This window comes from Tropicimonas sp. TH_r6, assembly GCF_033101155.1.
Lineage (GTDB): Bacteria > Pseudomonadota > Alphaproteobacteria > Rhodobacterales > Rhodobacteraceae > Tropicimonas.
This window is the reverse complement of record NZ_JAWMPX010000015.1, coordinates 15267-30197: the sequence shown is the minus strand read 5'-3', so window position 1 is coordinate 30197 and position 14931 is coordinate 15267. Positions and strand designations below refer to the sequence as shown.

The 14931-nt window shown below is 62.7% G+C and carries 6 protein-coding genes; 4 read left to right on the top strand and 2 right to left on the bottom strand.

The features are described from left to right. Positions 1-53 precede the first annotated feature (53 nt). Together R3X27_RS14970 and R3X27_RS14965 are read right to left on the bottom strand one after the other, a co-directional pair. Positions 54-2954: a hypothetical protein gene (locus tag R3X27_RS14970; RefSeq protein WP_317709679.1), complete on the bottom strand. Its 2901-nt coding sequence runs from the start codon at positions 2952-2954 to the stop codon at positions 54-56. Beyond that, positions 2954-4735 carry a cytochrome P450 gene (locus R3X27_RS14965; RefSeq protein ID WP_317709742.1) on the bottom strand — a complete coding sequence of 594 codons (1782 nt, stop codon included), beginning with the start codon at positions 4733-4735 and terminating at the stop codon, positions 2954-2956. Before R3X27_RS14965 ends, R3X27_RS14970 begins: the two co-directional genes overlap by 1 nt. Before the next feature lie 463 nt (positions 4736-5198). Here R3X27_RS14965 and R3X27_RS14960 point away from each other — a divergent pair, with 463 nt between their 5' ends. The 4 genes from R3X27_RS14960 to R3X27_RS14945 all read left to right on the top strand — a co-directional run bounded on the left by R3X27_RS14960 (position 5199) and on the right by R3X27_RS14945 (position 14826). Then, positions 5199-6146, top strand: a complete 948-nt coding sequence (locus R3X27_RS14960) for a glycoside hydrolase family 19 protein (RefSeq protein ID WP_317709678.1) — start codon at positions 5199-5201, stop codon at positions 6144-6146. 164 nt (positions 6147-6310) lie between these two features. Further along, positions 6311-8530, top strand: coding sequence for a C1 family peptidase (locus R3X27_RS14955; RefSeq protein ID WP_317709677.1), 2220 nt, complete (start codon positions 6311-6313; stop codon positions 8528-8530). Between the two features lie 53 nt (positions 8531-8583). Continuing rightward, positions 8584-11940: a caspase family protein gene (locus R3X27_RS14950; protein WP_317709676.1), complete on the top strand. Its 3357-nt coding sequence runs from the start codon at positions 8584-8586 to the stop codon at positions 11938-11940. A 180-nt stretch (positions 11941-12120) separates the two neighbouring features. Then, on the top strand, positions 12121-14826 hold the full coding sequence (locus R3X27_RS14945) for a hypothetical protein (protein WP_317709675.1): 2706 nt from the start codon (positions 12121-12123) through the stop codon (positions 14824-14826). The last annotated feature ends 105 nt before the right edge of the window (positions 14827-14931 follow it).

Here is a 14931-nt window from a genome sequence, read left to right as displayed (position 1 = left end):
CCGCATGAACGGGATTGGGGATTGGCGCGTGGCGCTGGGAAGATGGGGCAGCTTCAGACCGTAGCGTCGCTTCCTGCCAGGTAGCGCAGCGCGTTGCGCCCCGGCAGGAAGAAATAGCCGCCGCCACGGACACGCACCACGTCCTGGAAACCCTGGACGATGACTGGTCCGCGGGCGGTCGGGATTGTGAGTTGGCCACCTTTCTTGCCCCGGCCGATGATCGCGTCGACCTCATCGGTCAGCCCGTGGAACTGGCGCGACATGTTCCAGGTTTGCTGCACGAACTCGAACTGCCGTTCGATATCCGCGTTGAGGCAGAGGAACAGGACGCCACGCTCCTCGCCGCCGTCGTCACGCCGCGCCCGGTAGCCGCGCCCGCTGCGCAGGATCCGGTGGCGGTTCACGATGGACATCTGTTCCCTCGAGCCGGGCGAGAAACTGTCGCGCGGGTTGGAGCGGCGGATGTGGGAGCCAAAGGGACAGCGCGTTCCCTCCGGATCTTCGACCCCGTGCAGGAAGTCGTTGTCGGGGGAGGCCTGCGTCTCGCCGTCCCAGCCGCTGGCGGGCGCGTTTGGATGTCGGGTCAGAGAGGACCCGTCGGGCCAGCGGCCGACTGCCTTGGACTTGATCCAGATCATCAGCCGGTCGCCCGAAATCCCGGCGGGCACGCAGGGGTGGCCCTCGAACCTGTCGGCCATTTCGCGCGCCTGCGCATCGAAGCGCTCGACGTCTTGCTCCAGCTGCCGGATGACGAGGTAGGACCCGTTGCAACCGAGGTCGCGCTCGGCATTGGCGGTGCTTCGGCGCGGGTCCGGCCAGTCGAGATTGGCCGGGTCGCGGTCGAGCGCGGGGAGATGGTTTTCAGGATCGGCCGAGGCTGCGACGCTGGGAGAGGGCGGCAGGAAACCCCGGTTGTCGGGATATCCAAGCAGGAATTCCCCCGGCTCGACCACGTCCGGAGAACCCTGGTTGGCCGGCCAGCGACGTGTGCCACGCAAGATTGGCTGGGAAATCCCGTCCACGAAACCGAATGGCTCCTTGATCGGGCCGGATGGTGGCATCCGCTCGGCCTCGATCATGGCCACGCCTCCGCCTCCCGCCGCTTCGAGCGATGCGAGCAAGCCATCGGCCTGCGCGCGCGCGGCATTGTCCTCGCCTTGCGGGGCGGCCAGCAGGTAGAGCGCGGCGTCGACGGTCGTCTCGCCATGTCCCCATCGCCACGCCTCGGGTTTGTCGTCGCCAGTATCCATCAAGACCGAGCGGGCCCGGCGCGGCTCGTCCATGCCTTGCCGGAAGACGGCGGGGAAGGTGGCCATCTCGGCCTCGCCGAGACCCAGCCGCTCCAGTCCGCGCGCCGTGAACGCCAGCGCGAGGGCCGAGTCGCCCGGCTTTTCATCGCCATAGGACACGTGCGGCACGACCGTCCGCAGCCAGCCCCGCGCCGCCGCTTCGTCCTCGGGCAAACGAACGAGGCAGCAGGCCCCATCGGCCAGCGACCGCATGCCGCCAAAGGCGATCTTCTGGATCTCGGGCGCTTGCAGCGAATTGGCCCGACGTTGGCGGGAGCCAAAAAGACCGAACCATTCGCCCGCCTGATCCTCGGTTGCGGCAGTCAGCAGCCCGTGCCGCATCGCCGCGTTGAGCCGGACCGTATTGGTCGTCTTGTTGGGATAGGCGCGATACCAGAACCACGCAGGCCGCTGCTGGCGGCGGGCCCAGCGTTTGAACCGGTCTCCATCCCGGGCGCCCTCGGAGAAAAGGTTGGAGGTGCGCGGGAAGCCCAGTGTGTTGCTCCAGACGCCGGTCAGCCCATTGGCGGCCTTGGTGATGAAATCCTCAAGGTAGCTTTCCCAGCTTCCACCGAAATTGGAGAAGAACAGGAGCTTGTCGGTCCCCGGCAGCAGCACCCATCGCGCCGAGTGGATCGTTCCGATCTCGCCGAGATAGCCGGGGCGGAAACGTATCGTGGCAAGCTGGCCCACGAACCAGAAGGCGATCTTGAGCGTCAGCCGCCGAAGCAGCCCCGGTTTCATGATCGAGATCCCGGCAAGGAGGTTGATGTCGCCATCATCTTCCAGGCTCATGACATCCTGCAGGACCTTGAAATCGGGCGCGCTGTCGTCCGGTGCGTCGGTCGTCTCGCGTTTGCGCAAGCCGGTATAGACAAGCAGGAGCAGGGCAATGAGCAGGACGACCCAGCCTATGAGAGTGAGACCGGCGACAGTGATCCCTGTCCAGACGCCGCTTGCCATGCCGGCCCAGAGGCCCAGCCCGACAATCATGAGCCCGGCGAGGATCAACACAGGCCAGGTGAACGTGACGATGCCGCGCAGCACGAGGCCCGGCAGGTATCCGCGCCCGTCAGCGGCCTCGTTCGGGGCGAGGAAGGAGACATCCTCAGGCTCCATCATGCCGTTGGCCTCGGGCAGGTCGGCCACCTTTGCCCGGATCGCGTTGAGGCGTGCGAGCGGCGAACCGGTGCCGCGATCTGCGACCACCATGTCCCGCAGGCAGTTGGCGAAATCCTCCTCGCGGAAGATCCGGTCGACCGTCATGCCAGGGACGCCCCTGTGGTTCAGCCCCGGCGTGTCGAACAGGCCGATGCCGGTATCGATCACGTTCTCCCCGAGAAACCGGCGAAGCCCGCCCGCCGGTGCATAGATGCCGGCAGCGGCGAAGATGGTTGCCAGGGTCTCCTCCAGGGCTTCGGCGATCACGTCCAGCGCGGAAGACCTGTCGCCGTCATGCGAGGATTCGAGCACGAGATGCGCCTGTTCCGCCCCCGTCGCCGGGACCGTCGTGATCGACAGGAAGTGAACGCACTTGCCGCGCAACGCGGTACGGACACTGCCGCCGCGATAGGTCTCGCGGCCTTCTCGGGCCAGCACAGCGTCGGTCTCTTCCGTGCGGCCGGAGTCAAAGGGGAAGGCGAGGGTCAGGTAGGTAAAGGTCATCACATGTCTCCCAGTCTCACGACGAGTTCATCCGGAAACGGTCCGCGGGCGGCGGTGCTTACAATCTTGTCGCCGCCCGCGCGCAGCAGGTGGGCGACGAGGGCAGGGATCTGCACGGCATTGATGTCGCGTCCGGCGCAGACATGCAGCCCGTGGCCGAAATGCAGGTATCGGCACATCTCCCTCTGCGGCAGGAGGCGGCCGGGATATGCAAAGACGCTCGCATCCTGCATCGCCGCGAGGGTCACGGCGATGACCGAGGCGCCGGCGGGAATGTCACGACCGGCAAGGCGTGTGGCGTGCCGCGTCCGCCGGAGAATGATTGGGTTGTGTGGGCGATGCCGCAGCGCGTCCATGCACCAGCCATGCATTGCGGCGGGAGTGTCGAGGTCGCGGCGGACCGCCCGCAGCACCTTCGGGCGTTCGAGGATCACGCGGGCGGAATTGGCCACTGATGTCGCCGTCGTGTCGACCGCGCCAACGATCAGCCCCGCTGCCATCCAGGGCACCGCCTCCGGTTCCAGCGGCAAACTGCTCTGCGCCCGGATCAGGCCGCCGAGCACATCCGTGCCGGGCTCATCGCCACGCCGTGCGATCTCGGCGGTGAACCACTCCATCAGTTCCTTGCCCGCCGCGCGGCCTCGTGCCTGAACATCCGGATCGTCGCCGGGATTCAGGAATGTCTCGTGAAAGACCGACCGGATGACCCGCATCAGGTCTGCCTCGCTTGGCCCGGAGATGCCGAAAATCTCCGCCGCCGTACGGGCGGCGATGGGGCGGGCATAGCCGTTGATGACGTCGATCCTGCCGTTGCGGCCGCGTGCCTCCTCCAGCAGGGCGCGCGCTTCGCGGTCGAGGATGTCACGGGCGGCGCCGGCCCCGGTTTGCCGGAGCGCCGAATAAACGGCCTCGCGCTGTGGAAAGAGATCGGGATCGCCGCGATCCATCGAGAGGATGAAGGGGCCGCTCACGCCATTGATCCGCGGTGCGTTGATCGGACCGATGATGAAATCGCTGTCGCGCTCGAGCATCTCGGTGACGCTCTGCCAGTTCACCGCCAGCACGGTTCCGCGCAGCAAGATCGTGGACCGTCGTCTGGCGAGCGCGCGCGCCAGCCAAAGCGCCGCGCGCGATTCCGTCAACCGGTTGGCCAACCCGCCGCGGCTGCGCTCGCGTTTCATCGGCGGTTGCGGCGTTGGGCGGGCGAGGCGGTAGGTTTCGAGTGCAAGGATGCCGGCGCGCCGGTCGCGCATGCGTGATACGACTTCACGGTAGCCCTCGGGCAATTCCTCGATCGCCGGAAGCGGGGCGGCGAACTCGGCCGGCAGAACCAGCGGGCCGGCAAGTGCGGCGAAGATGATATCCAGATCGCCCGGCGTCGCGCCGCCGAGGAATCCGGCCTCTGCGCTCTCCGTCTCGACGGCGTCGAAAACGGTGGAGATGCTGTCGAGCGCCGCCTGCAGGCTGAAATCCTCGAGGCCGATTCCCTTGATCATCGCCTTTTGCCAGAGCCCGAAGGCATTGCGGACAATGAATTTTTGGTAGTTGGGGGCGCGGTCCAGCGCATAGCGTGTCACGGTCTCCCGGTGCTCGAGCATGAAGTGGTAATAGACCTGCACCGCCGGCCAGAAGAGCTTGTCATAGAACAGCTCGACCCATTCCTCGGCGCGGTCCCGCTCCGCCGCCGTTTCGCCGAGAACCTTGTCGCCGGGCCGGCATTTCGCATCCAGCCCGCGCAGGAAATCCTTCAACCCGACCCAGGGACCCTCGGGCGTGAGCACCAGCGGCAATTCAATTCCAACGCCGTGGCGGCGCGAAACAAATGCGTGGAAAACTGGGGCATGTGCCTGTTCTTCATATGGAATTCGGCGGCTTTCCAAAAGCCATCGAGCCATTTCCACTGGCGGTCCGAGGCGCGTGGAGACAAGGGTAATGCGCGGCCGCTCGTGAGGGCGTTCGTTCATGAAATGCTCCGACAAAAAGATCTTAATCAACACGAAAAGTGTACATGAAGCCGGTGTTTGCTCAAACAAGGAATTTACGTAACGTCCGGCAGACCTCCGGAGAGGGCGAGACTGTCCAGAATGTCGCCAAATTCAAGCCCTGCACCGTCGGGATTGAAATGGCTTGGAACGTGATCCGCAAAGCGCCATCGATACCGGCCAGATTTCTTTCGGATGACCCTAGGTAAGTCCATAAATATGTGGTAGGATTTCGGATTATGGGCTTTGGAAAGGCCAGGTTATGATTGTTGACAGGAAAGTTTTTTACCAACGATATCGGGCCATTTTCGGCGCGCTCTCTCAATCCCAGGTCGGTGGCTTCGAAGCGTTTTTTGATTTCTGGGATTCCCGGAGCGTTCTGACCGACAAGCGCTGGCTTGCCTATGCTCTGGCAACGGCATTCCACGAGACCGGCCGGCGCATGCAGGCGGTGCGTGAGGGGTTCTGCGATTCGGATGCCTGCTCGGTGCGCGCCGTGACGCGGCTTTTCAATCAGGGCCGAATAAGCCGAAACTATGCGCTGCCGCACGCAAACGGAAATAGCTATTTCGGCCGTGGATTCGTCCAGCTGACACATGGTTTCAATTACAAGAGAAGTGGTCAGAGCATTGGTCTGGGAAATCAGCTCTACGATATGCCGGACTTGGCTCTTGAAGCCGAGACCTCGGTAAAAATCACCTTCGTCGGAATGCTGATCGGAAGTTTCACGGGCAAACGTCTGGAGGATTACTTCACGGACGGAAAGAGCGATTGGAAGAATGCTCGCAAGATTATCAACGGCCTGGACAAGGCGACCCTGATTGGCGGCTACGGCAAGTCATTTGTGGGGTGCATCGAATACAAGCCGCGTGTCGACGCCGTTCCAGATCCAGATCCGAATCCCTTTGCGGAAACGCCTCCGCCGGCGACCGGGCTCGATCCCTCCGATGCCACTGCGATTCTCGCGGAAATCGACCGTCTCAAGAAACTCGTGGAAGACCTTAGCGGTATTTCGGGCGGGCCCGCGCACAGGGCGCCGCCTCCGCCTCCGGATGCAGACACCGTCTTCCTTCCGGCAGACGTGCAGCGACCAGATCGCGACCCGAACGCATGGTCCGACGTTCTCTTGGAAGGGGCGGCGCCGGAACGCGTTTTGAGCTACGAGGAATACCTGTCCTTGCCCGATGATCCAGCAGACGCCACCGAGTGAACCGAGCTTGTTTCCGAATATATGCGGGCCGGTTTTCTCGGCGCGCGACTTCGGACGGAAAGAAGGAGACGCCGAAGAGAACCATTCGTGGCAGCCGGGGCCTTTTTGTCGTTTCCGGATATTTCTTCTTTCATTGACGCATATCTTTGGCGGGACATATTGCCGTGTCGAAAACAAGTGAGCTCGGAATTGACCAACTGACCGTTGAAGGTGTTCGACGGGATTGGGTGGACCTTCGCGACTACCACTACACGCCCAGCCTGGCGACGCTGCGAGGCGAATGCCTTCCCGCGGATGTGTTTTTCGCGAATGGTGCGGGGCCGTCTTTCGGGTTGAGAGATCAGGGGGAAAACGGGCGCTGCGTTGGCTACGCCTTGGCAAACCTGATCGATATTCAACGTTCGCTGCAATCGGGCCGGAGATTGCAGCCGGACGAACAAGTGAGTGCGGACATGCTCTATTGCATGGCGCGCTTTCACGAAGCGTATGGTGAGTTTGCGACATCGCACCGGTCGGAGGGACCGTCTGGCGAAGGTGTCCGTTCGCTGCGCTCGGCGATCAAGGGGTTCTACCATCACGGTGTCTGTCTGGATCATCCGCGTGGCTGTCACATAGCGGATGCCCTGGAGCGCGCGCGCCGTTGGAAAAGCCTGTCCTATTGGGAAACGGGGTGCAGCGCGGAGCAGGCCTTTCCGTCTGTCGAACAAGCGCAGGCTGCGCACCAGATCTCGTTGGGGGCCTATTTCCGCCTCAGGCCGGTTCTGAACCACTACCACGCTGCGCTGAACGAAACCGGAGCGGTGCTGGTCTCGACCGGATTGACGGAGGGCTGGCAGGCTCCGGACCCGGACGGAAAGATTGCCCATGGTCAGGGCATTCGCCCGCTGGGAGGCGCCCATGCGGTGGTACTGGTGGGATACACGCGCGAGGGCTTCCTCGTTCTGAATTCCTGGGGAAAATGGGGCGGTTACCGGGGATATGATGGTGTCGCGCTCTGGCGATACGCGGATTGGGCGGAAAACCTGCGAGATGGGTGGGTCTTGCGTCTCGGCGTCACCGCGCCCGAAGCGTTCGATCTGACCATCGGCGAGCAGGGGACGAACCGTATATACGGCTCCATTCAAGCGGGCTCCGTTCCGTGCAGAGAGCTTCTCGGTCACTTTCTCCATCTGGATGACGGTCACCATGTCGAGTTGGGGGCCTATCCATCGACAGATGAGCTAGTCGACAAGATGATGGACTTCCTTGATGCGCGCCTGGATGCCACGAAAAACACGCCGGAGCGCCGGTATCACGGCGTGGTGGTCTGGTTTGCGGGCAGCCTTGAAACGATCGACGAGGGCTTTCCAGCGGCAGTTCGGCGCAAGAAATGGCTTCAGGAACAGGGGCTTTTCCTGATCACTGTGTTCTGGTGCAACGACTTCGTGGAACAGGCGATGGGGGTTCTGCAGCAGGTTTTTGCGGAATGTCGCGAGCTGGCTGGAAAGGATGCCGACCATCTCGACCGGCTTATCGAGACCCGCGCCCGTGGCATCGGGCGGGCGTTCTGGCGCGACATCGAACGTGCGGCGGAGCGATCCGTGGAAGGGGTCTTTGATTTTCCGCGGGACCCCCCCCCCACACAGGGCAAGAAAGGGCATGTTCATACCCTGCTGGACAAGCTCACCAGCCAGGCGAAGACATATCGCACGTCGCTGCACATCGTGACGGAAGGCGCCGGGGTCTTGCCCCTGACCGAGTGGCTTGAAATGCCCCTCGCCGGAGAGCAATCCCGGGTCGCCCAAAGCATGCAGGCAAACGCCCGCCATACGCGTCTGTGGACGCGGGCCGGCCAGGTTTCATCGGTGCAACTGGCGCTTCCGGCGATCGACCTTCTGCGCGCGCGTGGTCAAGGCGGGCTTCTGGATTTTCTGGAATTGCTGAACGACGGCGCCGAAGGGTGGCAGAGCCAGGTCAACCTTCTCGATGACGCAACGAGACCCGTGTTGGGGGAAGGCGAGGAAGTGACCGTGGGCGAGCCACCGAGGGTCCGGATCTATGTTCCCGACGGTTCTCTTGAGCGCCGTATCCATCTGGGAGATTACGGCCAGTCCATTTTACACCTTGTCGCCAACGCGTTCGAGGATCGGCGCGATCCACAGCCGGACGCGCCGGCGCGTGTGATGCTGGGCATGGCCTGCGCGCCCGATTGCATCCTCCGGGGCGAAATGGCGCTTTCGGCTGACACGGGCGAGCAGACCGACACGAAACACCCTCTTTTCAGCAGGATCAGCCAGCCTTCGGGTCAATCGGACGCGGCGGGCAAGATCGAGCAACAGGACCTGACGCGCCACGCGGCCCTGGAGAGAGAAATTTTGGAGACGATTCTGAAACTGACGAATTGAAGCACGCATCAGGACGGGCGGCGGTCTCAGCCGGTCCAAATCGGGAGGATAGAATGCCACGTATTTCACTTGACGAATTGGAAGCCCTTGTTGCCGATCCCGCGCGTCCGGACACGGACATCGCACAGTATTTCGTTCTGGACGAGACAGCGTCCCGACCGTTTGCGCCCGTTTACAAACTCGATCCGGAATTGGTCGAAATCCCAGTGGGGCCGGAAGGCCTTGAGCGGTCGGCGGCGGCGCTGAACCTGGCCAACTGGTATGCGCATACCCGGCGCATCGGCCGCTATTACGCCAAGGTGAACGGTGGATATGCCGGACCTGTGATCGTCTCCGAGGGCGATAGCTGGTTCCAGTACCCGGTGCGCCTGCATGATACGATCGACAAGCTCATGGAGCGTTACGCGGTGTATTCCCTGGGCGCGGCGGGTGACCTGCTCAAGCAGATCGCCAGGAAACAGCAATATCTCAAGGCGCTGCAGGAGACCGGAGGGTCCATCCTGCTGCTGTCCGGCGGTGGCAACGACCTCGTGGCGGGAGGGGCATTGGCCGACTATCTCGAGGAGTTCGATGTTGACCTCCGGCCCGGCGATTACCTGAAATCCAGCTTCCAGTCGCTGCTCGACAGTGCTTTTGGCCATTACGAAACGATCTGCCGGCAGGTGCTCGGCGCATTCCCGCATGTCGAGATCCTGTGTCACGGCTACGATTACCCCGTGCCCGCGTCAGGCCGCTGGCTGGGCAAGCCGATGGAAACGCGCGGTATCCGTGACAGCGGACTGCAAAAGGCGATTGCCGCGGAAATGATGGACCGGTTCAACCGCGGTCTGTGGCGCATGGCGCGGCGGTTCCGGCAGGTCACTTATATCGACTGTCGAGGTGTCGTCGGGGACAATCGTTGGTTCGACGAATTGCATCCGACCAATGCAGGCTATGCCGATGTGGCCGCCAGGTTCGATCGCGAGATCCGCCGCATCGCCAATGCCACGCCCACCCGTCGCGCACGCAGCGGCGGCCCCTTTGCCAGCGGACTCCCGGCCACGAAATCGACGCCTCGGGCAGGGCGGGCCATATCGTTGCATTGCGGTCTGAACGAGGTGGATCCGCAGCATTACGCCGGCTGGGACGGAGCGCTGGTTGCATGTGAGAACGATGCGCGGGCGATGGCGAAACTTGCCGCCGCACAAGGCTTCGAAGCGGAGATCCTCCTGACCCGGGACGCGACCCGCGAGGCCGTGGTCGCCTCCATCCGCAGCGCCGCCGAGACGTTGAAGGATGGTGACATGTTCCTGTGGACGATCTCCTGTCACGGAGGGCAGATGCCGGATCTCAACCGCGATGAGGCGCCTGACCGCGACGGCTATCTCAAGGACGAAACGCTGCTGCTCTACGATTTCCAGATCGTCGATGATGAGCTTTTCACGCTCTGGAGCGAATTCGCGCCGGGGGTGCGGATCCTCTTCGTTCCCGATTGCTGCCACTCCGGCACCAATATCCGCGCGGCGATGCCCGGGTCGCAAGCGCCGCGTATTCGCCAGATCCCGGCCGCCTATGCAGCGCGCACATTTGTACAGAACGAACGGGCCTATCGGGATTACGCCAGCCACTACGACGCGATCCGTGAAGAGGTCATCCACAATCCGCTGACGACGCCGGTCAAGGCCTCGGTCATGAGCCTGACCGCATGCCAGGATCATCAGGTCGCCATGGACGGCGCGCGGCACGGCGCGTTCACCGGGGCCGTCCTGAAGGTCTGGGCCGATGGAAAATTCAACGGCAATTACAAAAGCTTTCGCGACGAAGTTGACAGAACTATCGACAGTCCGGACCAGACCCCGAACTTTCATTCGACAGGTGCCGAGGACCCGGCTTTCGCTGCGCAGGTGCCGTTCACCGTCTGGACAAATCCCGGTGGAACGGTGCTCGGGGCCGGCGCGCAGCTTGCGCTCGCGGCCCCGCTCAGCGGGTCCACCGCTCCGATGGCATCAGGGTCGCCCCTGGATTGGCTGACCGGCACCGAGGGGATCGAGACGGATGATCTCTCCGAAGCGGTGGTTGCGGCCATCGCGGCGGGCACCTGGCGCAGTCCCGTCGACCCGTCCGTTCGGTCGGGAGAGACTTGGGGGGATGCGCAGGCGTTTTTCGATTTCATCGGCGCGCTCGGTTTGCGGCATTTCTCGCCCGGGGAATTCGTCATTCTCGGCGACGCTCATCATGGCGCAGGGCCCTGTGCCGGCCGGAACCTCTATCCGCCACGTCACCTGTGGGGGAATGTCGTCAACACCGCGCGCGTTGTCGATGAGTTGCGCGAACGGATCGGCAAGCCGGTGGTGATCGTGAGTGCCTACCGGGCACCAGGCTACAACGCCTGTATTGGCGGCGACGGGGCGAGTGTGCACATGAGATACAATGCGCTCGACTTCAAGGTGCCGGGCATGTCCTCGGAGGACGTGGCCTGGGCGCTGCGTCAAATGCGGGATGTGGAAAACCGGTTCAGTGGCGGAATCGGGCTCTACGACAGTTTTGTCCACGTCGACACGCGGGGCTTTGATGCGACCTGGCCGGCCGCGTTCCGCGAGGCGGGAGCGCCATCCGGGACCGATCTGCGCCCGTCGGTGGCGAATCTCAGTTCTCAGGAACGGCGTGCGCAGATAGAGGGCATCGAACTCGCCGCGCCTGCGCGTCCGCTGCCCAGGGTCCGGTCGGCTTTCCGGGCTCCGTCGAACACCGACGAGGCGGCGACGCTGACAATGAAGAAGCAGAAGCTGAACGCGGCCATCGATGCGTCTGGCGTGATCTCTTTCGTGGACAACCTGACGCCGCAGCAGAAGGACGATGTCCTGCTGTCGACGCTGTTTGCCCAGCGTGCGGCGACGGCGCGAAAGAACCCGGTCACGGAAGTGCAGGCATGGTTCACCATCTATCTTGATACGTTGAGCCTGCTTGGCTGGTCCGTGGAGAGCGCACCGGAGTTGCGACAGTCCACGCTGACACAGAATGCCAGCTTCCATGACGCCATCCTGAAGATCCTCGCATCGGTGGCAACGCAGAGCCAGTTCGCCATCCTCGAACAAGCGCTGTCCTCCCTTGCCAGCCTCTCGGAAAGTTCCAGCCAGATCCGGCTCTTCGACCGGGCGACTTCGGTCACCGAGGGCGGGCATTTTCAAATCGGCGCCGCCGAGGCGAGTGGCGATGTCGTCGCAATGGCCCTGGGCGCCTTCCATTATCGCAACGAGGATGAGCGCAAGAACGTGCTTTTCGTTTCCTGGGGTGACAACGAAGTGACGTATTGGATGGGGGCGCAGAAAGTGAATTTGAGCACGAGGCTCTACGGGGAAGTGCGAGATCTCGTCAGCGAGCGGCTCGGAGAGAACAGACGCAAGCTGATTGCCGATATTGATCTGGGATAGCGAGCAGGCGCGTTGCCGGGGCTCGGAAATGCCGGAAAGAGGCGGGGAAAGTCGACCGAAACCGGATTTTTCGGTACTGTCGATTGATTTAGGAATGGGATGACCAAAGTGGATTTTCTACGCGCTATCGGGAATGCGGCAGCCAAACTTTGGAACTGGATCTGGAAAAAGCCGGGTCCATTGCGCTATTTCGTCAGTATCGTTTTCATCCTGTCGCTTGTGTTCCTGCTCTTCCTGCTTGGCTCCTTGGCGGCCCCTGTGGTCGTTACCAAATACCTTGATGCGCGTGGGGCAATCGAGAGCGCGATGCGCGGCGGTCCCGATCGTCCTGGCCAGTCAGGCTTGATCTATGTCGAAAGCCCGGAAGTCTATACGCGCCAAAGGCTTGTGAACGATCGCTACCTTCAGGACGCGTGGTTGCGCGACCGGCTGAAGGAAGTGAACGACACCGAGGCCGGTTGGATCGAAGCTGCCGAACTGGATCGACGTCAGCTCGCGTTTCGCCTTGCGGCCGGCGACACCAGCCCGGACATCTCGGAGCCGGGGTCGGACGATAGGGAGCCGATCCCGCCTGCAAACCTGTCCGAGAAAGCACTCGACCTTCTGGCGGAAGTGCCATTTTCAACCCGTTTCGAGCTCCAGTCGCAGGCACGGGACGAGATCCGCCAGCTCATCCTGGAGAATGCCCTGGACGACCGTCACGACCTGAGCGGCAACACCGTCTTTGGCCTGAAGTTCGACACGGCGATCCTGCCCGGCTCCGATGCGCGCCTGAATCCGACGGTCGTCGTAAAAATGGAACCCACGCCCCTCGATGCCCTATTGTCTTACACCGATCCGAATGGCGCGACCTCTCTGAGAGCGCCGGAAGAGTTCGTGAGCTTTTTCACCCGGCTGGGACGAAGTGCGGCCGACGAGGAGGATATTCCGGAGGAGGACAAGCGGATTGAGGCCATCCTGACGCATGTGGACGGCTACTTCCGGAACTGGCGGCGCAATGTCGAGCAGCGGGTGGAGGAGAAATGGCGGCCCCGAGAGCAGACCTGCACGCCGCAAATCCTGTCGCGGCCTCTCTGTGGGGCAGGGGGGCTGGACGACTCGGCGCGTCAAGGCATCGCGAGACTTCTGGAGCAGACAGAATATGTCGATGCGGCCCTTTCCTATGTGACGCGGTTGCCTTTGGAGGATGCCTTTCTGGCGCGGGAGCTGCGGGGGCAGATCCTCGAGAATGCGTCCGTCGAATGCCAGAAGATTTCAAAGGATGAACCGTCCAGCGCGCTTGGCAGATACCTGAAGGAGAACAAAAAGAGCAACACGACGGTAACGGTCGGTGATTTCCTGAAGGTCGAGGCGGAGAACCGCAGCACACGATATGGCCAGCTGCCGGAGCCTTGGGGACGTTTCTTCCAGACGGTTACGCGTTTCCAACTACGCGAGTACCGGGATTCCTGCGAGGTGATTGTGGATTTCGGCCTTGAGGAACCGAATGTTCAGCTCTTCTTTTACCAGGGTGAAAAAGCCCCGCGCGCGGATGCACGACAATTGTCCTGTTCAGAATGCCAGTCCACGAGCCAGTGGATTGTCCTCCCACCGCGCAATTCGAAGGTCCACAGTATTCAGGTCAACGCGGTCACGCCTGAGACGTTGCTGAATATCGAGAAGGAGACGCTTCCCATCGACTCTCACGACATTTGTCGACAGGGCGGCAGCGGGATCCCGTTCGAGCTTCCGGTGGATCCCGACGCAAGGGCGATCGCGTTGAAGGAGTATTTCGAACTCGACACGAGCGAGACCACCTGGGAGGCGTTCGCCAGGGATCAGGGTTTCTCCTGCGTGCCGGGGCGGCAGGTCCAGCTTCGGTTCGGCGCGTTCGAGTTCTTCCGCAAGATGAGCGAGGTCGAAAGCTACACCTATGCTGCCTTTCCACGCGGCGACGTGAGCGGCGTCGTGACCGAGGCGGAAACCGGCGTGTCAGCCGCTGCCGGCGGGTCCGGCGGCGGGCTTGTTGGGAAGATCGGTGGCTCCGTGGAGCAGTCGCGCCGGGAAATCGCGGCTGAACCGGCTGTGGTGAACTTCGCGGCGGGCCAATCGCGCTTGCGCAGCCCCAATCCCTGGGACGACCCCGTCGGGCAGATTTCGCCGGAACTGTTCGATTTTGGCTGGACCGTGGTGAAACCCGGCCTCAAGGACCCGATGATGGTCTCGCAATTGGTTCTGGTATCCGTGCCCGCCTATCTGGACGAGATCAAGCTGACCGTCTGGAAGGGGTTCATGGATCTCAACCGGGTCCCGTCGGATCGGGCCGCGTCGCGGGACGAGCGGCCACCATTCAATCAACTCTCTCTCGAACAGCGTATTTCCGAGCTCATGGACGGTGTCGAGCGGCGCTCCATTACCCTGAAGGTGCCGTCCGACTACAACGCGCTCGACAATATTGCCATTGACCGAACCGAGATCGTCGGACCGCAGATCGACACGGCACAGCTCGGGGCGGCCAGTGAGAACGGCACCTCGCTGGACGTGTTCAGTCGGCTTTGGGACAACAATTGCCTGCGTCCGATCCGGACAATCGAGAACGAGCAGGAACGTTTCAGCCTGAGCCTCGTTATTCCCGGGGAGCGCTTGTGGCGCTCCACTGTGGTGACACTCATGGGCCAGAAGGCCGACAGGATCGAGGTCATGCCGGACATGCGGGGCATCGTCGCGAGCTTCTCGTTCGCGGAAGTTCCGCAAAGGCGGACCGCTGAGTGGGATCTCTGGGTCTGGACGAGCGAAGGCAAGGCGCGGGAAAAAATCACCATCTGTCCACCGGTCGATGTCGGCGAAGCGGCCGCGACACCGGAGGCGACACCTGCCGAGGCCGGGCAGGCTGCGGCGCAGCCTTGACCCGAGGGCCACGAAGAGAGGACGGGATCAAGGAAACGGCTTCTATTCGTAAAAAGGAGGTCGCTGGCCTACAACAGGCTGCGGTCTCCCCAAAGCCTGTTGCGC

Coding starts and splice junctions, on each gene's coding strand:
- R3X27_RS14970 (WP_317709679.1), bottom strand. CDS start 2,954: ATGACCTTTACCTACCTGACCCTCGCCTTCCCCTTTGACTCCGGCCGC.
- R3X27_RS14950 (WP_317709676.1), top strand. CDS start 8,584: ATGCCACGTATTTCACTTGACGAATTGGAAGCCCTTGTTGCCGATCCC.
- R3X27_RS14960 (WP_317709678.1), top strand. CDS start 5,199: ATGATTGTTGACAGGAAAGTTTTTTACCAACGATATCGGGCCATTTTC.